Annotated in this window: 19 protein-coding genes; all 19 read right to left on the reverse strand. The window is 66.9% G+C overall.

Going from position 1 to position 20667, the window contains the following annotated elements:
- Positions 1–7: 7 nt before the first annotated feature.
- Positions 8–919, reverse strand: coding sequence for a F0F1 ATP synthase subunit gamma (locus G6N66_RS19165; RefSeq protein WP_085233234.1), 912 nt, complete (start codon positions 917–919; stop codon positions 8–10).
- Between the two features lie 6 nt (positions 920–925).
- A complete protein-coding gene (atpA, locus tag G6N66_RS19170; RefSeq protein WP_085233235.1) occupies positions 926–2629 on the reverse strand; it encodes a F0F1 ATP synthase subunit alpha in 1704 nt (567 codons plus the stop codon).
- A 46-nt stretch (positions 2630–2675) separates the two neighbouring features.
- Complete coding sequence (locus G6N66_RS19175; RefSeq protein ID WP_085233236.1) at positions 2676–4013, reverse strand: F0F1 ATP synthase subunit B/delta; 1338 nt, start codon at positions 4011–4013, stop codon at positions 2676–2678.
- Positions 4014–4017: 4 nt separating this feature from the next.
- The gene (locus G6N66_RS19180; RefSeq protein WP_085233237.1) at positions 4018–4527 is read right to left on the reverse strand and encodes a F0F1 ATP synthase subunit B; all 510 of its coding nucleotides are present in this window, start codon (positions 4525–4527) and stop codon (positions 4018–4020) included.
- A 9-nt stretch (positions 4528–4536) separates the two neighbouring features.
- Positions 4537–4788: a F0F1 ATP synthase subunit C gene (locus tag G6N66_RS19185; RefSeq protein WP_085233238.1), complete on the reverse strand. Its 252-nt coding sequence runs from the start codon at positions 4786–4788 to the stop codon at positions 4537–4539.
- A gap of 39 nt (positions 4789–4827) precedes the next feature.
- Complete coding sequence (atpB, locus tag G6N66_RS19190) at positions 4828–5577, reverse strand: F0F1 ATP synthase subunit A (protein WP_085233239.1); 750 nt, start codon at positions 5575–5577, stop codon at positions 4828–4830.
- Complete coding sequence (locus tag G6N66_RS19195) at positions 5570–6019, reverse strand: ATP synthase subunit I (protein ID WP_085233240.1); 450 nt, start codon at positions 6017–6019, stop codon at positions 5570–5572. Before G6N66_RS19195 ends, atpB begins: the two co-directional genes overlap by 8 nt.
- Before the next feature lie 256 nt (positions 6020–6275).
- Complete coding sequence (locus G6N66_RS19200; protein ID WP_139825238.1) at positions 6276–7493, reverse strand: glycosyltransferase family 4 protein; 1218 nt, start codon at positions 7491–7493, stop codon at positions 6276–6278.
- A 31-nt stretch (positions 7494–7524) separates the two neighbouring features.
- On the reverse strand, positions 7525–8178 hold the full coding sequence (locus G6N66_RS19205) for an L-threonylcarbamoyladenylate synthase (protein ID WP_085233241.1): 654 nt from the start codon (positions 8176–8178) through the stop codon (positions 7525–7527).
- Complete coding sequence (gene prmC / locus G6N66_RS19210) at positions 8175–9014, reverse strand: peptide chain release factor N(5)-glutamine methyltransferase (RefSeq protein WP_085233242.1); 840 nt, start codon at positions 9012–9014, stop codon at positions 8175–8177. The genes G6N66_RS19205 and prmC overlap by 4 nt, the downstream gene beginning before the upstream one ends.
- A complete protein-coding gene (prfA, locus tag G6N66_RS19215) occupies positions 9011–10099 on the reverse strand; it encodes a peptide chain release factor 1 (protein WP_085233243.1) in 1089 nt (362 codons plus the stop codon). Before prfA ends, prmC begins: the two co-directional genes overlap by 4 nt.
- A 72-nt stretch (positions 10100–10171) precedes the next feature.
- A complete protein-coding gene (gene rpmE / locus G6N66_RS19220) occupies positions 10172–10399 on the reverse strand; it encodes a 50S ribosomal protein L31 (RefSeq protein WP_085233244.1) in 228 nt (75 codons plus the stop codon).
- A 150-nt stretch (positions 10400–10549) separates the two neighbouring features.
- Positions 10550–12118, reverse strand: a complete 1569-nt coding sequence (fadD1, locus tag G6N66_RS19225; protein ID WP_085233245.1) for a fatty-acid--CoA ligase FadD1 — start codon at positions 12116–12118, stop codon at positions 10550–10552.
- Between the two features lie 11 nt (positions 12119–12129).
- Positions 12130–13953: a transcription termination factor Rho gene (rho, locus tag G6N66_RS19230; protein WP_085233246.1), complete on the reverse strand. Its 1824-nt coding sequence runs from the start codon at positions 13951–13953 to the stop codon at positions 12130–12132.
- A 263-nt stretch (positions 13954–14216) separates the two neighbouring features.
- The gene (thrB, locus tag G6N66_RS19235; RefSeq protein ID WP_085233248.1) at positions 14217–15170 is read right to left on the reverse strand and encodes a homoserine kinase; all 954 of its coding nucleotides are present in this window, start codon (positions 15168–15170) and stop codon (positions 14217–14219) included.
- Positions 15170–16252 carry a threonine synthase gene (gene thrC / locus G6N66_RS19240; protein ID WP_085233249.1) on the reverse strand — a complete coding sequence of 361 codons (1083 nt, stop codon included), beginning with the start codon at positions 16250–16252 and terminating at the stop codon, positions 15170–15172. The genes thrB and thrC overlap by 1 nt, the downstream gene beginning before the upstream one ends.
- Positions 16249–17583 (reverse strand): homoserine dehydrogenase, encoded by a 1335-nt coding sequence (locus G6N66_RS19245; RefSeq protein ID WP_085233250.1) that lies wholly within the window; start codon positions 17581–17583, stop codon positions 16249–16251. Before G6N66_RS19245 ends, thrC begins: the two co-directional genes overlap by 4 nt.
- Positions 17584–17586: 3 nt before the next feature.
- Positions 17587–19005: a diaminopimelate decarboxylase gene (gene lysA / locus G6N66_RS19250; protein WP_085233251.1), complete on the reverse strand. Its 1419-nt coding sequence runs from the start codon at positions 19003–19005 to the stop codon at positions 17587–17589.
- Positions 19002–20654 (reverse strand): arginine--tRNA ligase, encoded by a 1653-nt coding sequence (gene argS / locus G6N66_RS19255; RefSeq protein WP_085233252.1) that lies wholly within the window; start codon positions 20652–20654, stop codon positions 19002–19004. Before argS ends, lysA begins: the two co-directional genes overlap by 4 nt.
- Positions 20655–20667: the final 13 nt, after the last annotated feature.

The following is a 20667-nucleotide window of genomic DNA, read 5'->3' on the forward strand; positions in this document are numbered from 1 at the left end:
TCGTGCGCTACTTGGCGTCGGCGAGTGCGTTTGCACCACCGACGATTTCGCTGATCTCCTGGGTGATCTGGGCCTGCCGCTCGCGGTTCGCCATCAGCGTCAGTTCTTTGATCAAGTCATCGGCGTTGTCGGTGGCCGACTTCATCGCCCGTTGGCGCGACGCCAACTCCGATGCCGCCGCTTCCAACAGCGCCGCGTAAACACGCGTGGTCAGGTACCGGGGCAGCAGCGCGTCGAACAGGGTCGTCGCGTCCGGTTCGAAGGAGTACAGGGTGTGCAGGTCCGGCTCGTCCTCGACGTATTCCATCACCAGCGGGGCGATGCGGTGGGCCACCGCCGCCTGCGACATCATCGACTTGAATTCCGAGTAGACGATGTGCAATTCGTCGACGCCCTGGTCGCCGTCGGACTGGTCGTCGTCGCCGGCGCCCTTCATGAACGTCTCGACCAACGTCGACCCGATCTCGGCGGCGTTCTCGTACTGGGGTTGTTCGGAGAAGCCCATCCACGATTCGGTGATGTCCCAGTTGCGAAACTTGAAGTAGTTGTTGGCCTTACGGCCCACCGTGTACAGCACCGGCGTCTTGCCCTCCTGGCGCAGCAGGGAGAACAGCTCCTCGGAGCGACGGAAGACACTCGAGTTGTACGCGCCGCACAAGCCGCGGTCCGAGGACACCACCAGCACGCCGGCCCGCTTGGGTTCGGCCCGCTCGACCAGCAGCGGGTGGTCCAGAGCCGCTTCGGCGGACAGCGTGGTGAGCATCGAGGTGATCTGAAATGCGTAGGGCCGCGCGGATTCCAGCCGCGCCTGAGCCTTACCGATGCGCGACGTCGCGATCATCTCCTGGGCCTTGGTGATCTTTTTGATCGACCCTGCCGATCGAATCCGGCCGCGTAGTTCGCGGAGTGTGGCAGCCATGGTTAGCTACTTCTTGTCTTGCTTCTTAACCGAGCTCTTGTCCGAGCCGGAGCCCTTGGACTCCTTGGAGTCCTTGGGCTTCTCCTTCTTGACCGGCACGGACTCCTTTTCCAGGTCCTTTTCGTCCAACGCCTCGACGTGCTCGTCGGGCACCACCGACCCGCCGTCGGAGGCGGCGAAGCCCTTCTTGAAGTTGTTGATGATCTCCTCGAGCTGCTTCTCGCCCTCTTCGGAGAGCTTCTGGCTGTCGCGGATGCCGGCCAGGAACTTCTCCTCGGAAGCCCGCATGTGGTCCAGCAATTCGGTTTCGAAGCGCCGGACGTCCTCGACGGGCACGGAGTCCAGATGACCGCCGGTGCCCAGGAAGATGGAGATCACCTGCTCCTCGACCGGCATCGGCTGGTATTGCCGTTGCTTGAGGAGTTCGACCAGCCGTTCACCGCGCTCCAGCTGCGCCTTGGACGTGGCGTCCAGGTCGGAGGCGAACGCGGCGAAGGACTCCAGCTCGCGGTACTGCGACAGGTCCAGACGCAACGAGCCGGCGACCTCTTTCATGGCCTTGATCTGCGCGGCGCCGCCGACGCGGGACACCGAGACGCCGACGTTGATGGCCGGCCGGACGCCCTGGTTGAACAGGTCGGATTCCAGGAAGCACTGCCCGTCGGTGATCGAGATGACGTTGGTGGGGATGTAGGCCGAGATGTCGTTGGCCTTGGTCTCGATGATCGGCAGGCCGGTCAGCGAGCCTCCGCCCAGGTCGTCCGAAAGCTTGGCGCAGCGCTCCAGCAGGCGCGAGTGCAGGTAGAACACGTCGCCGGGGTAGGCCTCGCGGCCGGGCGGGCGGCGCAGCAGCAGCGAGATCGCGCGGTACGCCTCGGCCTGCTTGCTCAGGTCGTCGAAGACGATCAGGACGTGCTTGCCGTCGTACATCCAGTGCTGGGCGATCGCCGAACCGGTGTACGGCGCAAGCCATTTGAAGCCGGCGGCGTCCGACGCGGGCGCCGCGACGATGGTGGTGTAGTCCATCGCGCCGCCCTCTTCCAGCGCGCGGCGCACCGAGGCGATCGTGGTGCCCTTCTGCCCGATGGCCACGTAGACGCAGCGCACCTGCTTCTTCTCGTCGCCGGTCTCCCAGTTCTGCCGCTGGTTGAGGATGGTGTCCACGCACACCGCGGTCTTGCCGGTCTTGCGGTCGCCGATGATCAGCTGGCGCTGGCCGCGACCGATCGGGGTCATGGCGTCGATGGCCTTAATCCCGGTCTGCAGCGGCTCTTTCACGCTTTGGCGCTGCACCACCGACGGGGCCTGGACCTCGAGCGCGCGACGGGTGTCGGTCTCGATGTCGCCCCGGCCGTCGATGGGCTGGCCGAGCGGGTTGACCACGCGGCCCAAAAACGCGTCACCGACGGGGACCGACAACACCTCGCCGGTGCGCTTGACCTGTTGGCCCTCTTTGATTTTCTCGAAGTCACCCAGGATCACCGCGCCGATGCTGTGCTCGTCGAGGTTGAGTGCGACACCGAGGACGCCGCCGGGGAACTCGAGCAGCTCCTGGGTCATGACGGAGGGCAAGCCTTCGACGTGTGCGATGCCGTCGCCGGCCTCGATGACGGTGCCGACCTCCTCGCGCGAGGTGTCGGAGGTGAAGGAGCTTACGTACTCCTCGATGGCGCCCTGGATGTCTTCAGCCGAGATTGTCAACTCTGCCATGGCTTTTCGTCTTCCTACTTGATTTCGCGTGCGTGTGTGTTGAGTGTTAGTCGGGTAGCTGAGCCTCGGCCGCGGACAGGCGGGACGAGAGCGTCCCGTCGATCACCTCGTCGGCCACCGCGATCAGCAGGCCACCGAGCAGCTCCGCGTCGATCTGCAGCTGCACCGTCACCGGATGGCCGTAGATGCGACTCAGGATTTCGATGAGGCGGGTCCGCTGGGCATCGCTGAGTTCGCCGGCCGCGCTGACCTGCGCGACGATTTCGCCGCGGCGCGCCACCGCGACGTCGGCCAGGAACTTCAGCGCCTCTTCGGCCGGCTCGTCCTTCAGCAGCTCGACGGTCTGATAGAGAAGGGCGCGCGCGACCGGGTTGACGTGGCTGACGTTCGCCAGCAGCTTGCGCACCAACCCCACCCGGCCCTCGGCCGGAGCGGCGTAGTCGCCCAACAGAATCCCCAGGCGCGGCTGCGACTGGACGATCCGGGCAAACCGAAACAGTTGCTCTTCGACCTCGTCGACCCGATCCTCGCGTTCGGCGACTTCGAGCAGCGCCTGCCGAGAGACGTGCTCGATGGCGTCGATCAGATCGGCGTTGGCCGACCACCGCTCGGATACGGCTGCCCGCAGCACGTCGAGCGTGGCGTCGCCGACCTGACCGGAGACCAGTCGTTCCAGCAGGCGGACCCGGGGGGTCGCGTCTTCGGCGGGCACGGTGAGGTAGCGCGTGACGACGAGTTCGCCTTTCAGCAGTCGCGCCACCGACACCAGCTCACTGGAAAGGCTGGAAAGCCCGTCGTTGTCAAGGCCTTTGGCGATCGTCGCGAACCGGGCCGACAGGCTTTGCAGAGCGTCCCGGCTGGCCGAGCGCATCTTTTTCATCAGCGGGTACTCGACGTCGGCGGGCGCCGGCGCCATGGCGTCGAGTTCGTCCAGGAACCGGTCCACCGTGGCGGATTGCTGCTTGGCGTCGGCGACGTAGTTGCGCACCAATTCGCTTGCCTGACGGACGGATTCGTGGCCCAGCTCCAGGCGCAGCTGGCGGGTCAGCTGGGCACGCAGCAGTTCTACCTGGCGGTCGCCCTGCACCTTGATGCGTTCGGCGTCTACCCCGGCCTGCGCCTCCATTTGCTCGGTGGTGCGCTCCGCGTCGGCCTTGGCCTCCTCGACGATCCGCTCCGCCTCGTCCTTGGCGGCTTCCACGGCCTTGCTGTGGGCCGCGGTCGATTCGGTGAGGCGCGCGGCGGCCTGCTCGGAGTCCTTCAACTGTTGACGAACGGCGTCCTGACGTGCCGTCATCATGTTGCGCACGGGTGGCACGACGTAGCGCCAGACCAGCAGCACGATGGCGATGAACCCGATCAGCTGTCCGATGAATGTCGACATGGTGCTACTTCGCCGCTGCCGTGGAGGTGATGTCGACGCCGAGGATCCGGCTGGCCAACGTCTCCGACATGGCGGCTACGTTGGCGCGCAGGTCCAGCTCCACGGCGTCGCGTTCCCGTTTCAATTGCTCCGCGGCCAGCTGCAACGTCGACAACACTTCCTGCTCGGCACGAGCGCGGGCGTCGTCGACGACCTTGCGGCCCTCGGCCCGAGCATCGTCGCGGAAGGACGACGCCTGCACGCGGGCTTCCTTCATCGCCTCTTCGTAATCGGCCTGCGCGGCTTCGAACTGCTCCGCCGACTTCTTGTTGTCGGCGGCGGTCTTGGCAACCATGGCGTCGCGTTCGCGCAGCACCTTCAAAATCGACGGCACTACGAAGGTGCCGATGATGGCCAGCACCAGCAAGAAGATGGCCAGCACGAAGAAGAAGGTGCCGTTGGGGACGAGAAAGTTGTTCCCCTCCGCCGCCACTGTCTGGCTGGATGCCAGCACACTCAGGGTCGTGTCACCCATCACGACGAACTAGCCGACGGGCGTGGCGAAGACGAACAGCGCCATGAACGCCAGGTTGATGAAGTAGGCGGCCTCAACCAGACCGACGGTGATGAAGAACGGCGTGAACAGCCGTCCCTGTGCCTCGGGCTGCCGAGCAACACCTGAGATCAGTGCGTTACCGGCAATGCCGTCACCGATACCGGCGCCGATGGCGCCACCGCCCATGATGATCCCACCGCCGATTAGCGCAGCGGCAGCAACTTGAGGGTCAAGAGCCATTCTTTCCTCCTATATATCTGGGTTGTAAGTCGTGAGGTTTCAGTGGTGGTCTTCTTCGAGCTCCATCGCCTGGCTGAAGTACAGGACGGTCAGCAGGGCGAAGATGAAGGCCTGGATCGCACCGACGAATAGGTCGAATGATTTCCAGATCGCGTTAGGCAGCCACAGCACGTAGGGCGGGAACATCGCGATGAGCGCGACCAAAATGCCGCCGGCGAAGATGTTGCCGAAAAGTCGGAGGGACAACGAGATTGGCTTGGCGAGTTCTTCGACGACGTTGATCGGCGCCAGGACCGCGACGTGTCCCTTCAGCACCTTGATCGGGTGGCCGATGATGCCGCGGCGCCAGATCCCGGCCGCGTGATAGCAGACGAAGACGAACAGGGCCAGCGCCAGCACGTAATTGATGTCCGCGGCCGCCGATGACAGCAGTTCGGTGGTCTTGCCGTCCTTTTCGTATTGCAGCGGCAGGACCGAGAGCCAGTTGGAGATCAGGATGAACACGAAGATGGTCACCGCGAGCGGCAGGACGAAGGGCGCGATACGCATGCCGATCGCGCTTTCGACCTGATTGCGCATCTGGATCGTGATCGCTTCGAAGAACAGCTGCACACCGCCCGGCACGTCGGTCGAGGTGACCTTGGAGCGCAGGTAGAAGGCCATCGCGATGACGATCGCGGCGGCGATCGCGGTCGAGTAGATGGTGTCGGTGTTGACGGTCATGCCGAGCCAGGTGGCCGTGTGGTGCTCGCCGACCTCGATTTGGGCGGCCAGGATGGACTCAGTCATCGCTGGCGCTCCCTCCTTCCGTCGTTTCGGTTCCCGTGCGCAGCTTCTTCCAGACCGGCAGCGCGGTCGACAAGACCAGCAGCACCTGGAAAAGCGCGAGCCCGAACAGCACGCCTAAGCCACCGGCGTGCCGGAAAACAAAGGCGATGATTAGCCCAACGACGGTGATGACGGCCAGCCGTGTCGCCGAATTGAGGGCCATCGAGCTTTTCATTGGATGTTCTTTGGCGGTGATCGATGCAACCGAGCGCTGCACCAAAATGGCATTGAGCAAACCCAGTAACAGCCCCACGCCGAAGAACACCCCAACCATCGGGTGACCGGCCAGGGCGGCCGCGGCTATGGCCGCCGCGGCGATAACAACGCTGATGACAAAGAGGCGGACGGGACGGAAAGCCACAGAGGGAAACACCAACGGCGCGTCCTGCGCTGGTGTCGTCACTGCAGCACCTCATCCCAGGTTGATAAAGCGGGAACCCCCCGATCGACTGATCGGTGGCCCGCCGAGCGTATCGCAGTGCTTTTGCAGGAAACGCAAGGGGTCGCTCCCTACGGCCGACGTCAGTCGATCATGATCCAGCCCGCCCGAATTCGCGTACGACGGGCCGGTTGACCGGCAACCCACCGGGTTCTTTTTGGGGTTCTACCTGCACCGTACCATATGTCGGGCTCAGCTACTACCGTCTGTCGTAGGTTCGCTAGTCGCTGTCGTAGCCCTCGTAGTCGTCGTCGCGGCGGCGCAGCAGTGGTATCACCGTGGCGACGCCCGCGACGACGATCGCCCCCAACATCACCGCTCCGGTGTCCCGGGGGTTAAAGAAGATCGAGCTGGCCGCCCCCAGCGCGACGATGCCCACCCAGAGATAGATCAACAGCACCACGCGGCGGTGGGAATGACCGATCTGCAGCAGCCGGTGATGCAGGTGCATCTTGTCGGGACTGAACGCGCTGCGCCCCGCCCGGGTGCGGCGCACGATGGCCAGCAGCAGGTCCAGGATCGGCCACAACATCACCGCGACCACCAGCAGGAAGGGTGACAGCAGAGCAAACACGTCGCGGGCGCCGTAGGCGTTCTGCGAGATCGGGCCGGCGGCGGTGGTGGAGGCGGCGGCAAGCATCAAGCCGATCAGCATCGACCCGGAGTCGCCCATGAAGATCTTGGCCGGGTGGAAGTTGTGTGGCAGAAAACCGAGGCAGGCTCCGGCCAGCACCACCGAGATCACCGCCGGCGGATAGAACAGCACGTCGCCGCCGTGGTCGCGGAGCAGCCCCACGGAGAACATGCAGATCGCCATCGCGGTGATCAGTCCGAGCCCGGCGGCCAGCCCGTCGAGTCCGTCGACGAAGTTCATCGCGTTGACGAACGACACGGTCAGCGCCAGGGTGAGCAGGATCGACGACGCCTGGTCCAGCACGATCGTGCCGACGCCGCCGAGCGGGATGTACAGGACGCTCCAGGCGACGCCCATGGTGACCAGCACGCTGGCCGCGGTGATCTGGCCCGCGAACTTCGTCAGCGCGTCCAGGCCCCACCGGTCGTCGATCAAGCCGATGCCCATGATGACCGCACCCGCCACCAGCACCGCGGGCATGCCGCTGGTGTAGACGAACCCGCGGGTGAGCGCCGGAAGTTGGGATGCGAGAAAGACGGCCGAGACGACGCCGACAAACATCGCCAGCCCGCCCATGCGCGGGGTCGGCGTCACATGCACGTCGCGTTCGCGCGGGTAAGCGACCGCGCCCAGCCTGGTCGCCAGGACCCGCACGGGACCGGTGACGAAGTAGGTGATGATCGCCGCGGTCAGGCCGACTAGGGCAAGCTCACGGAGCGGCACGCCGGCGCTGCGGTCGGAGAGGGCGAGCAAACCACCGGCAAGGCTGGTTATGTCGCTGGACACCTGGAGACCGTACTGCACCAAACTGAGAGGCTGGCCGACCGGCTCGGCGTCAGGCGGTCAGACTCGCGGGGTCCAGGCCGAGCACCTCGCCGATGCGCTCGGCGCTCACCGGACCCGCCCGCAGGATTCGCGGAGTCGCGCCGGTCAGGTCGACGATCGTCGACGCCGCCTGCTGCGCGGACGGGCCCGCGTCGAGGTAGACCTCGACGAGATCGCCGAGCTGGCTGCGGGCCTCGTCGACGTCGACGGCGGGCGGGCGACCGGAGATGTTGGCGCTGGACACCGCCATCGGGCCCACCTCGCGCAGCAGCTCAATAGCGACCGGGTGCAACGGCATTCGCAGCATCACGGTGCCGCGGGCATCGCCGAGGTCCCAGTGCAGCGACGGCGCCTGCTCCACCACCAGGCTGAGCGCACCCGGCCAGAATGCGCGGATCAGTTCGCGGGCGCCCTCCGGCATCACGTAGACCAGTCCCTCGATGGTGTGCCAGGAACCCACCAGCACGCCCACCGGCATGTCGCGGGCCCGCCCCTTTGCCGATAACAGCGCACCCACCGCGGCGCTGTCGAAGGCGTCGGCGCCGAGGCCGTAGACGGTGTCGGTGGGCATGACCACCAGCCGTCCGCTTTTGAGCGCCCCTGCCGCCGAGGCGATTCCGCGCGCACGCTGCGCGGGGTCGGCGCAGTTGTAGATGTCAGTCACCGGTGCCGCCTGGCTGTGACGAACCTCGGCCGCCCAGCGAGATCTCGGCGGGCGTGGATGTCATCGAATAGCGTTGAGCTGTCGATCAATTCGACCGTCTTCGCTGAAGTGGTGTCGTCGTGCTCGACGGCGAACAGGCCACCGGCGCGCAGCCAGCGCCCGGCGAGGGCGACGACGGCGGTGATCACCCGCATGCCGTCGGGACCACCAAACAGCGCGTGATGCGGATCATGTTGGGCCACTTCCGGATCCAGCTCGGCAGCGTCCGGAATGTAGGGCGGATTGGCCACGACGACGTCGACCTGTGTCTCGAGTTCGGGAAGCAGGCCTTCGCCGGTGACGTCGGCGCGCAGCAATTCGACCGCCGTCCCCGCGGTATTGCGGCGCGCATAATCCAGGGCCGCGTCCGAGTCGTCGATGGCAATGATGCGAGCACCGGGCCGGTGGTGGGCCAGTGCGGCGGCCAGCGCGCCCGATCCGGTACACAGGTCGACGATCACCGGGCGCGGCGCAAGTTGTTGTGCGGTAACCCATTCCAAGAGGCATTCGGTCTCCGGGCGGGGTATGAACACGCCTGGGCCGACGTGGAGCTGCACCGGCCCGAACGCCACCGTCCCGGTGACGTGTTGCAGCGGCACGCGGCGCGAACGGGTGGCGACGGCCTCGCGGTAGCGCTCGAAAAATTCGTCGCCGGGCGGGTCCAGCAGGGCCAACCGGCCGCGGTCCACCCCGGCCAGGTGAGCGGCCAACTGCTCGGCATCGCAACGCGCGGAATCGATTCCGGCGTCGGCAAGCAGCGCCGCCGCCGAGTCGATCGCCTGCCGCAGATCGCTCATGTGGCCTGTTGCAATCGGGATTGTTTGTCGGCCTCGCTCAACGCGTCGAACAGCGCGTCCAGGTCGCCGTCGAGCACCTGATCGAGGTTGTGCGCCTTGTAATTGATGCGGTGATCGGCGATCCGATTCTCCGGGAAGTTGTAGGTGCGGATCCGTTCGCTGCGGTCCACCGTACGGATCTGGCTGGCCCGGTCGGCCGACGCATCGGCCTGGGCCTGCTCCTCGGCGAGCGCCTGCAGTCGCGCGGCCAGCACCTGCAGGGCGCGGGTCTTGTTCTGCAGCTGCGACCGTTCGTTCTGGCAGGTGACCACGATCCCGGTGGGCAGGTGGGTGATTCGCACCGCGGAGTCGGTGGTGTTGACGCCCTGGCCGCCCTTGCCGGAGGACCGGTAGACGTCGATGCGCAGATCCGATTCGTCGATCTGCACCTCCGCGACTTCCTCGGGTTCGGGGTAGACCAGCACGCCGGCCGCCGAAGTGTGCACGCGCCCTTGCGATTCCGTCACCGGGACACGCTGGACGCGGTGCACGCCGCCCTCGAACTTCATCCGCGACCACACCCCGTCGGCGCTGTCGCCATCACTCGCGTTGCGATTAGAAATTGCCAGCGTCGCGTCCTTATAGCCGCCCAGGTCCGAGGTGGTCTCGTCCAGCACCGTCACGGTCCAGCCGTGTCGCTCGGCGTAGCGGATGTACATTCGGGCCAGATCGGCGGCGAACAATGCCGACTCTTCCCCGCCCTCACCGGATTTGACCTCGAGCACGATGTCGTCGGCGTCATGCGGGTCGCGCGGGGCCAGCATGTCGGTGAGTTGGGTGTCCAGTTCGGCGACGCGCGACTCCAGCTCGGCGACCTCGTCGGCGAACGATTCGTCGTCGACGGCCAGCTCGCGCGCCGTCTCCAGGTCGTCGCGCGCCGAGGCCAGTTTGCGGTAGGTGGCGACGATCGGCGCGAGACGGGCGAATCGGCGCCCGACCTTGCGCGCCTCGTCGGGCTTGCTGTGCAGTTCGGGATCGGCCAGCGCCTGCTCGAGCTCGGCGTGTTCGGCGAGCAGCACGTCGATCGTCTGTACGGGCTGCGTCATGTCGCACCTCCAAACGCGAACCGACGCCCGGCCTGCGCACGTTGCGGCACAGTTCGGGCGTCGGTAAGGCAGCTATTTGTTGGCTTCGGCGTTGGTGCGCTTGCCGTAGCGCTTCTCGAAGCGGGCCACGCGGCCGCCGCTGTCGAGGATCTTTTGCTTGCCGGTGTAGAACGGGTGGCACTGCGAGCACACCTCGACGTGGATCTGGCCGCCCGTCTTGGTGCTGCGGGTCTGGAAGGTGTTGCCGCACCCGCACACCACCGTCGTCTCTTCGTACGCGGGGTGAATGTCAGCTTTCATGATGTCCTTCTCGATCGTTTGCCGCCCTGACCGGGCAGAACTCCGAGAACCTTGGGCGGTTCCGGGGTGGTCGACCGTCGATTATGCCAGGTCAACCTACACAAGCCCAAACAGCGGGACGCGCCGCGGCATTCCCGGCGGGCCGGCGGGCTACGTGTAGACCCTGCTCCGCGCATCGCGCGTCCACAGCACACCGCCTTCGGGGGTCGCGCCGCGCGCGATCAGCTCCCGTTTGAGGATCTTGTTGGTCGCGGTCATCGGCAGCCGGTCGGTCAGCCAGACGTAGCGCGGCCACGCCTTGGGCGACAAGTCGTGCTGTTCGGCCAGGAACGCGCCGAATTCCTCGGGCGTGAGCTCGGCGCCGTCGGCCAGCACGATCGCCGCCATCACCTGGTCACCGACGTTTTCGTCGGGCACGGCATACACGGCGACCTGGCTAATGGGCGTCAGCCGCTGCAGGATCCGTTCGATGGGCGCCGTGGTCATGTTCTCGCCGTCGACGCGCAACCAATCGCCGCTGCGGCCGGCGAAGTAGATCCACCCGTCGGCGTCGCGGTAGGCCAGGTCGCCCGACCAGTACATGCCGTTCCGAACGCGCGAGTCGGTGGCCTCCGGGTCGTTGTAGTAGCCGGCGAACATGCCCGCGCCCGTCGTGTTGACCAACTCGCCGATCGCCTCTTCGGCGTTGGTCAGGGCGCCGTCGGGGCCGAACACCGCGTCGGGACATTCGGCCAGCGTGTCCGGGTTGTAGATGCCCACCCCGGGAAAGCCCCGGCCCAGCGATCCGGGCGGACAGCCGTCTTCGCGGGTGATGATGATCGCGCCCTCGGTGGAGCCGAAACCGTCCCACACGATGCAGTCGAAACGGCGGCTGAATGCGGCGATGTCGCGATCGCTGGCCTCGTTGCCGAAGGCGACACGCAACGGGTTGTCGTGGTCGTCGGGCCGCTCGGGCGTGGCCAGCACGTACGCCAGCGGCTTGCCGACGTAGTTCATGTAGGTGGCGCCGTAGCGGCGCAGGTCGGGCAACAACCCGGATGCCGAGAACGTGGCGGGCACCATGGCGGTGCCGGCGCCCACCGCCACGCTCCAGCCCGCCATCAGCGCGTTGGAGTGAAACAGCGGCATCGACAGGTAGCAGACGTCGGACGCGGTGACCTCGAATCGCTCGATGAGCGACAGGCCGGCGAACAGCACGACCAGGTGGGTGATCTGCACCGCCTTGGGCTCGCCGCTGGTCCCCGAGGTGAAGATCATCATGAACGTGTCGGTGGGCGCGACCTCGCGGTGCGGGGACAGCGGGCCGGCGTCGGCGAGCAGGGCCGACCACGTTGCGCTGGTCACGTCCAGCACCTGGACGCCCGGTAGTTCCAGGCCGTCGAGCAACTCTTTGTGCGCCGGATCGGTGAGCAGGATCTGACAGTCGGCGCGCAGGATGTCGCGGGACAGCGCCTCGCCGCGGCGGGTGTCGTTGATCCCGCAGAGCACGTAGCCGCCGAGCGCGGCCGACGCCATGGCGGTGAGCATCTCGGGGGTGTTGCCCAGCAGCGCGCCGACGTGCAGCGGCCGGTTTGGGTCAGCGGCGCGGATCAGGGCCGCCGCGGTGGCGGTGGCGCCCGCCAGATGTTCGCGCCAGGTCCAGACCGCGTCGCCGTACTTGACGGCCGGTGTGTCCTGCTCGAGGCGCTCGCGAAGTAACTGCTGAAGGGTCTCCGCCACAGCCTGAGAGGCTAGTCGTTATCCATGCCCGGCGTCGTCTTGGACACCTGGACCAGGAATTCGTAGTTGGTCTTGGTCTTGCGAAGCTGGCTCATCAGCAGGTCGATGGCCTGATGCGAATCCAGGCCGGAAAGCACGCGGCGCAGCTTGTGCACGATGCCGAACTCGTCGGGCGAGAGCAGCAGCTCGTCCTTGCGGGTGCCGGACGGGTTCACGTCGACGGCGGGGAAGACCCGGCGCTCGGAGATCTTGCGGTCGAGCTTGAGCTCGGCGTTGCCGGTGCCCTTGAACTCCTCGAAGATCACCGTGTCACCGGTGGAGCCGGTCTCGACCATCGCGGTGGCGATGATCGTCAGCGATCCGCCCTCCTCGATGTTGCGGGCCGCACCCAGGAACCGCTTGGGCGGGTACAGCGCGGTGGAGTCGACACCGCCGGACAGGATGCGACCCGACGCGGGCGACGCGTTGTTGTAGGCGCGCCCGAGGCGGGTGATCGAGTCGAGCAGCACCACGACGTCCTTGCCCTGCTCCACGAGCCGCTTCGCGCGCTCGATGGCCAGCTCGGCGGCCTGGGTGTGGTCCGACGGCGGCCGGTCGAAGGTGGAGGCGATGACCTCGCCCTTGACCGAACGCTGCATGTCGGTGACCTCTTCAGGGCGCTCGTCGACGAGCACGACCATGAGGTGGCATTCCGGATTGTTCTTGGTGATCGCGTTGGCGATGTCCTGCAGGATCGTCGTCTTGCCGGCCTTGGGCGGCGACACGATCAGCGCACGCTGGCCCTTGCCGATCGGCATGATCAGGTCGATGACCCGGGTGGTCAGCCGGTCCGGCGTGGTTTCCAGCCGCAGCCGCTGGTTGGGGTATAACGGCGTCAATTTGGTGAAGTCGGGCCGCTTCTTGGCGTCCTCGACCGATCCGCCGTTGACGCTGTCCAGACGCACCAGCGGGTTGAACTTCTGCCGCTGGTTGGGCTGCTCGCCCTCCTTGGGCACGCGAACCGCACCGGTCACCGCGTCGCCGCGGCGCAGGCCGTTCTTGCGGACCATGTTCATCGAGACGTAGACGTCGTGCGGGCCGGCCAGGTAGCCGGAGGTGCGCACGAAGGCGTAGTTGTCGAGGACGTCGAGGATGCCGGCCACCGGCTGGACGACGTCGTCCTCGCGCAGTTCGGTGTCGCCACCCTCGCCGGTGCGTTCGCCGCGGCGCCTGCGGTCACGGAAGCGCCGGCCGCGCCGGCCTTGACGGCCTTCGCCGTCGTCGTCTTGCTGGTTTTGGTTCTGGTTCTGATTGGAGTCGCGACGCTGCTGGCCGCCCGAGCCTTGCTGGTCGCCGCTCTGGTCGCCGCCGCGGTCAGGTTCGCGCTTGCTGTCCTGCTGGGTGGACGTGTCCTCGTCGGGCCGGGTGGCCGCGCCCGATTCACGGGAGGCACCGCGCCGCTCGCGGCGGTTCTCCGAGCCCCCGGAATTCGCCGAATCGGGCTGGTCCCCTTGCGGCGCAGCCGCTTCAGGGCTTGGCGCGGGGGTGGATTCGCTGGAATCTTTGTGGTTTTCCTGGGGGGTGGCCGCGCCGTTGGCCTGTCCCTGTCCCCTGGTTTCCTGGATCGCGGCGATGAGTTCGTTCTTACGCATGCCCGACGTGCCCTTGACACCGGCCCGATTGGCCAAGGCACGCAGTTCGGGCAGCACCATGGTGGACAGCGAACCCTTGTCGGCGCCTTTGTCGTTAGAAGCCGAGGATTGGGCGTCTTGATTGTTCGTGGTCACGGCGTCCGACCGCTGATTGCCGTCGGTACTTTCGCCAGCCGTGATGACGTTGAGGTCCGTATCAGTCACGGATTTCCTTTCTTCCCCTGCTGATCAGTCAGACAGGGGGTTATTTGCATTCAGCCAATTCGCCGAGTGCCCAATCGACTCTGCAACGATGATCGCCGGGATCGGCGGTCAAACGGCGAACCTCGTTCACGAGAAGAATTTGGTAGTCGTCCTAGCGTCAAGGCAGTATTTATGCAGATGCAGATGCTGCGATTGCTGGACGGGTCCGAGGATAGCCCGCTTCTGGGTCGGAAGCAAGCAACCCCTCCTGCAAACGTTGCCGATCAGCCGGGAACTGTGACTCCCGGGCTCCAGCGAACCGCGTCGCCGGCGGCCATCTCGGTAATGCTGAATCCGTTTGCGGGACCGTACTCCAGCGCTTCGCGCGGCAACTCCGGCTCCGTCGTCAGTGCGATCACCGAGGGACCTGCCCCGGAAAGCGTCGCTGACACGCCACAACGCCGCAGGACCCGCAGGTATTCCGCCGAAGCCGGCATCACCGCGGCGCGTTGCGGTTGATGAAGCGCATCTTCGGTGGCGGCCATCAACAGGTCGGGTCGTTCGGTGAGTGCCACCACCAGCAGTGCGGTGCGGCTGACGTTGAACCGCGCCTCGGAGTGGCTGACCTGGTCGGGCAGCAGCCCCCGGGTCTCGGCGGTCAGGGAGCGCTCTTCGGGGATCGCGAGGAAAATCCGGATATCGGGATGCAGCCGCAGCGGCACCGCCGAATAGCCGGGCCGCTCGCCGCTTCGGTCGATCCACGACACCACGGCGCCGCCCAACACGGCCGCCGCTGCGTTGTCGGGATGACCCTCAAACTCCGACGACAACTGGATCAGTTGAGCTTGACTGAGCGGTCTGGAATCTCCTGAATCCATTTGCGCGACAAGGCCGTTGGCTGCCCCCAGGCCGCCGACCACAGCCGCCGCGGAGGACCCAAGACCGCGGGAATGCGGAATGACGTTGCGGCAGCGCACGACCAGACCACCGGCGCTGAACCCGGCCGCCTGCAATCCATGCTGGACGGCGCGCACCACCAGGTGGCTCGGGCCCCGCGGCACCTCGTCGGCGCTTTCGCCGTCGACCACCACCTGCAAGCCGGATTCCGTTGTCTCGACGACGATCTCGTCGCACAGGTTCAGCGCCAAACCGAGGCTGTCGAATCCCGGACCGAGGTTGGCGCTCGACGCCGACACCACGGCGGTGGTGATGAGGCCCGCGGGAAGCGCGATTGCCACTACACCAGCCCTAGCTTCTCGACCACGAGCACCGGGTCCACCGGCAGCGCGGACACCTGCGGCATGTCCCGCAGCGCCGTATCGGGATCCTTGAGGCCGTTGCCGGTCACGGTGCACACCACCGTCGACCCGCGCTCCACCCAGCCGTCTTCGATGGACTTGAGCAGGCCGGCGATGCTGGCGGCCGAGGCGGGCTCGACGAAGACGCCCTCGGAGCTGGCCACCAGGTGGTAGGCCGCCAGGATCTCCTCGTCGGTGGCGGCCAAAAACCGCCCGTTGGACTGCTGCTGCGCGTTGACGGCCGCCGTCCACGACGCCGGCGAGCCGATGCGGATCGCGGTGGCGATGGTCTCGGGGTTGCGCACCGGTTCGCCGTGCACCAGGGGCGCCGCGCCGGCGGCCTGGGTGCCCAGCATCCGGGGCAGCTTGTCGATCACGCCGTCCTGGTGATACTCGGTGTATCCCTTCCAATACGCGGTGATGTTGCCCGCGTTGCCGACCGGAAGGGCGTGGATGTCCGGCGCGGCGCCCAGCGCGTCGACGATCTCGAAGGCCGCCGTCTTCTGGCCCTCGATGCGCACCGGGTTGACCGAGTTGACCAACGAGATCGTCGGGAAATCGTTCGCCATCTTGCGGGCCAGTTCCAGGCAGTCGTCGAAGTTGCCGTCGATCTGGATGACCTTGGCGCCGTGCATGACCGCCTGCGCGAGCTTGCCCATCGCGATCTTGCCCTGCGGGATGAGGACCGCGCAGGTGATGCCGGCGCGCGCCGCGTAGGCCGCCGCCGACGCCGAGGTGTTTCCGGTGGAGGCGCACAACACGGCCTGTTGGCCGCGCGCCACCGCGTCGGTGACCGCCATCGTCATGCCGCGGTCCTTGAACGAGCCGGTGGGGTTGAGGCCCTCGACCTTGAGGTACACCGTGCAGCCGGTCTGTTCGGAGAGCCTGGCCGCCGGGATCAGCGGGGTGCCGCCCTCCTGCAGGGTGATCGGCGTCCAGTCCGCGGCCACCGGTAGGCGATCGCGATACGCCGCGATCACCCCCGGCCACGGTTGGTGAATGGCCGTGCGCGGAACGCTCATTCGTCGGTTCCTTCCAGGCGCAGCACGCTTGCGACATCGTGCACGACGTCCAGGTCGGCGAGCGCTTCCACGGTTTCGGACAGTGCCGCGTCGGTGGCGTGGTGCGTGACCACCACGACGCGGGCGCCGACCCGCCGGCCGCCCTCGTCCACCACGCCCTCCTGGCGGACCTCGGCGATGCTGACCTCGCGCTTGGCGAATTCCGCTGCCACCGAGGACAATACGCCCGGCGTGTCGGCAACGTTCATGCTGACGTAGTAGCGGGTGGAGATGAAACCCATTGGTGCGACGGGAAGTTGGGCGTACCTGGACTCTTTCGGTCCGCGGCTGCCCAGCACCCGGTTGCGCGCGGCCATCACCAGGTCGCCGGTGACCGCCGAGGCGGTGGGCGCCCCCCCGGCCCCCTGACCGTAGAACATCAGCCGCCCGGCCGCTTCGGCCTCGACCACCACGGCGTTGAAGGCTCCGTTGACCGTGGCCAGCGGATGCGACAGGGGAACCAGCGCCGGGTAGACGCGGGCCGAAACCCGTTGGCGGCCATCGTCGCTGGTGATCCGCTCGCAGATGGACAGCAACTTGATGGTGCAGCCCAGGGCCCGTGCCGTCGCGAAGTCGGCGGGAGTGACCTTGGTGATGCCCTCGCGGTGGACGTCATCGGCGGTCACCCGGGTGTGGAAGGCGATCGAGGCCAGGATCGCGGCCTTGGCCGCGGCGTCATAGCCCTCGACGTCGGCGGTGGGGTCGGCCTCGGCATAGCCCAGGGCGCTGGCGTCGGCCAGGGCCGCGTCGTAGCTGGCTCCGGTGTTGTCCATCTCGGACAGGATGTAGTTGGTGGTGCCGTTGACGATGCCGGCCACCCGCAGCACCGTGTCGCCGGCCAGCGACTGGGTCAGCGGCCGGATGACCGGGATGGCGCCCGCCACCGCCGCCTCGAAATACAGGTCCACATGCGCGTTTTCGGCCGCCTGGGCCAATTCGCCGGTGGACGTGGACAACAGCGCCTTGTTCGCTGTCACCACGGATTTACCGTGCTCGAGCGCGCACAAGATCGCCTTGCGGGACGGTTCGACCGGCCCCATCACCTCGACGACGATGTCGACGTCGTCGCGTGAGCAGAGTTCTTCGATGTTGTCGGTGAGCAGTTCGACGGGGACCCCGCGGTCGGCGGCGACGCGGCGCACCCCCACGCCGCGCAGCACCACCGGGGCGCCGACGCGGGCCGCGAGATCGTTTGCGCTGTCCTCGATGATGCGGACGACTTCGCTGCCGACGTTGCCCAATCCGAGTACCGCGACGCCGACTACCTTTTCGGCTTCTCCGTTACGGGACACTGGTCACCTCACTTCCAAACTCAGCAGATCGTCGACCGTCTCCCGGCGCAGGATCAGGCGGGCCTGCCCGGCCCGCACCGCCACCACGGCGGGACGGCCGACCATGTTGTAACGGCTCGACAGCGAATAGCAGTAGGCACCGGTGGCGGCCACCCCGAGCAGGTCACCGGGCTTTAGGTCGTCGGGCACCCAGGTGTCACGCACGACGATATCGCCACTCTCGCAGTGCTTTCCGACGACACGCGCCGCCGTGGCCGGTGCGCTGCTGGTCCTCGAGACCAGCCGGACGTCGTACTGCGCGTCATACAGTGCGGTGCGGATGTTGTCGCTCATGCCGCCGTCCACGCTGACGTAACGCCGGTGCGCCGCGGCACTGACATCGACGTCCTTCACGGTGCCCACCTCATAGAGCGTGATGGTGCCGGGTCCGGCGATGGCGCGGCCGGGTTCGACCGCCAGCCGCGGCGCCGGCAGTCCGACGGCCGCCGACTCGCTGCGCACGATGGCGCTCAACTTGGCCGCCAGCTCGGCCACCGGCGGCGGATCGTCGGGCGCCAGGTACGAGATGCCCAGTCCGCCACCGAGATCCACGGTCGATAGCTGCGCCGTCCGCTCCGGGCCGAACTCGGCGACGATCTCGCGGAGCAGGCCGATGACCCGATGCGCGGCGAGTTCGAAGCCGTCGACCTCGAAGATCTGCGAGCCGATGTGGCTGTGCAGGCCGACCAGTCGCAGGTGGTCGGTGGCGAACACCCGCCGGATGGCCGCCATCGCCGCGCCGCTGGCCACCGACAGCCCGAATTTCTGGTCTTCGTGTGCGGTGGAGATGAATTCGTGGGTGTGCGCCTCCACGCCGACGGTGAGGCGCACCAGCACGTCCTGCACAATGCCCGCCTCGCCGGCGATGGCGTCGAGGCGCTCGATCTCGATCATTGAGTCTAAGACGATGTGGCCAACTCCGGCTTTGACCGCTGCGGTCAGCTCGGCGACCGATTTGTTGTTGCCGTGGAAGATAATTCGCTCCGGTGGGAAGTCGGCGTGCAGCGCGACGGTCAGTTCGCCGCCGGTCGAGACGTCGAGCGAGAGGCCTTCTTCGTTGATCCAGTGCGCTATTTCGCTGCACAGGAACGCCTTCGCGGCGTAGTGCACGTTGGCGCCACCGCCGAACGCCTCCGCGATCTCTCGGCAGCGGCCGCGGAAGTCGTCCTCGTCGACGACGAACAGCGGGGTGCCGTACTCGTGCGCGAGGTCGGTCAGCTTGACCCCGGCGATGGCGGCCGCTCCGTCGTCGTCGCGAGTCGTGTTGCGGGGCCAGACATTTGGCGCCAGCCGTAGCAGCTCGTCGGCCGACTGCGGGCGCGGCGGGCTTTCGGCGTGACGGGCTTCTTCGGCGTGCCGGGGTCCGGCGGGATGGACGTTCACATGCGCTCCGGGGCGCTGACACCGAGGATTTGCAGGCCGTTGGCGATCACCTGACGCGTGGCCTGACACAGCGCGAGGCGTGCGGTGTGCAGCTCGGTCGGCTGCTCGTCGCCCTGCGGCAAAACCCGGCACGAGTCGTAGAACCGGTGGTAGTCACCGGCGAGGTCCTCCAGGTAGCGGCACACGCGGTGCGGTTCCCGTAGCGCCGCAGCGGTTTTGAGCACCCGCGGGAATTCGCCGATGGTCCGCAGCAGCGTGCCCTCTTTGCCGTGGTTGAGCAGCTCGAGGTGGTCGGTATCGGCGATCAGGCCGAGTTCGGCGGCGTTGCGGGCCAGCGCCGAGAGCCGGGCGTGCGCGTATTGCACGTAATAGACCGGGTTTTCGTTGGACGCCGAGGACCACAGCGCCAGGTCAATGTCGATCGCGGTGTCCACCGACGAGCGGATCAGGCTGTAGCGCGCGGCGTCGACTCCGATCGCCTCCACCAGGTCGTCGAGCGTGATCACGGTGCCGGCCCGCTTGCTCATCCGGACCGGTTGGCCGTCGCGGACCAGGTTGACCATTTGCCCGATGAGGACCTCGACGCGTGCCGGGTCGTCGCCGAAGGCCTGGGCCGCGGCCTTGAGCCGCAGGATGTAGCCGTGGTGGTCGGCGCCGAGCATGTAGATGCACAGGTCGAAGCCGCGTTGCCGCTTGTCCAGGTAGTAGGCGAGATCGCCGGCGATGTAGGCGGGATTGCCGTCGCTTTTGATCACGACGCGGTCCTTGTCGTCGCCAAAAGCGCTGGTGCGCAACCAGCTTGCGCCGTCCTTTTCGTAGATGTTGCCGGTGTCGCGCAGCCGGGCGATGGCCTCGTCGACGCGGCCGCTGGTGTGCATCGACTCTTCGTGGGTGTAGACGTCGAAGTCGGTGCCGAACTCGTGCAGCGACTCCTTGATGTGGGTGAACATCAGGTCGACACCGATTTCGCGGAAGGTCTCGCGCATCTCGTTTTCGGGCAGGCTGAGCGCGTCGGGCGCCTTGTCGAGGACCTGGGCGGCGATGTCGATGATGTAGGCACCCGCGTAGCCGTCGTCCGGGACGGGCTCGTCTTTGGCGGCGGCGATCAGCGAGCTGACGAAGCGGTCGATCTGGGCGCCGTGGTCGTTGAAATAGTATTCGCGCACCACATCGGCGCCTTGCGTCGTGAGCAGCCGGCCCAGGGCGTCGCCGACGGCGGCCCAGCGGGTGCCGCCGATGTGGATCGGGCCGGTCGGGTTGGCCGAGACGAATTCGAGGTTGATCTTGTGCCCGGCCAGGTCGTCGGAGTTGCCGAAGCTGTCGCCCTTGTCGATGACGGTGTTGACGATCGTGGCCTGCGCCGAGGCTTCCAGGCGCATGTTGATGAAGCCCGGCCCGGCGACTTCTGCTGCGGCGATGCCGTCTTCGTGGGATAGCGCCTCGGCGAGCCATCCGGCCAGCTCACGCGGGTTTGCGCCGACCTTCTTGCCCAGCTGCAGGGCCAGGTTGCTGGCGTAATCGCCGTGCTCGGGGTTGCGCGGGCGTTCCACCGTGACGGTCGGCGGCAACGCCGACACGTCCAGGCCATGCTCGGTCAGCACCGCGGATGCGGTGCTTTTGAGCAGCTCAGCCAGGTCGGCGGGGGTCACGAGCGTCCATCCT

This window comes from Mycobacterium conspicuum, from assembly GCF_010730195.1.
GTDB classification, from domain to species: domain Bacteria; phylum Actinomycetota; class Actinomycetes; order Mycobacteriales; family Mycobacteriaceae; genus Mycobacterium; species Mycobacterium conspicuum.

Coding starts and splice junctions, on each gene's coding strand:
- G6N66_RS19165 (WP_085233234.1), bottom strand. CDS start 919: ATGGCTGCCACACTCCGCGAACTACGCGGCCGGATTCGATCGGCAGGG.
- atpA (WP_085233235.1), bottom strand. CDS start 2,629: ATGGCAGAGTTGACAATCTCGGCTGAAGACATCCAGGGCGCCATCGAG.
- G6N66_RS19175 (WP_085233236.1), bottom strand. CDS start 4,013: ATGTCGACATTCATCGGACAGCTGATCGGGTTCATCGCCATCGTGCTG.
- G6N66_RS19180 (WP_085233237.1), bottom strand. CDS start 4,527: ATGGGTGACACGACCCTGAGTGTGCTGGCATCCAGCCAGACAGTGGCG.
- G6N66_RS19185 (WP_085233238.1), bottom strand. CDS start 4,788: ATGGCTCTTGACCCTCAAGTTGCTGCCGCTGCGCTAATCGGCGGTGGG.
- atpB (WP_085233239.1), bottom strand. CDS start 5,577: ATGACTGAGTCCATCCTGGCCGCCCAAATCGAGGTCGGCGAGCACCAC.
- prmC (WP_085233242.1), bottom strand. CDS start 9,014: ATGAGCGATCTGCGGCAGGCGATCGACTCGGCGGCGGCGCTGCTTGCC.
- prfA (WP_085233243.1), bottom strand. CDS start 10,099: ATGACGCAGCCCGTACAGACGATCGACGTGCTGCTCGCCGAACACGCC.
- rpmE (WP_085233244.1), bottom strand. CDS start 10,399: ATGAAAGCTGACATTCACCCCGCGTACGAAGAGACGACGGTGGTGTGC.
- thrC (WP_085233249.1), bottom strand. CDS start 16,252: ATGAGCGTTCCGCGCACGGCCATTCACCAACCGTGGCCGGGGGTGATC.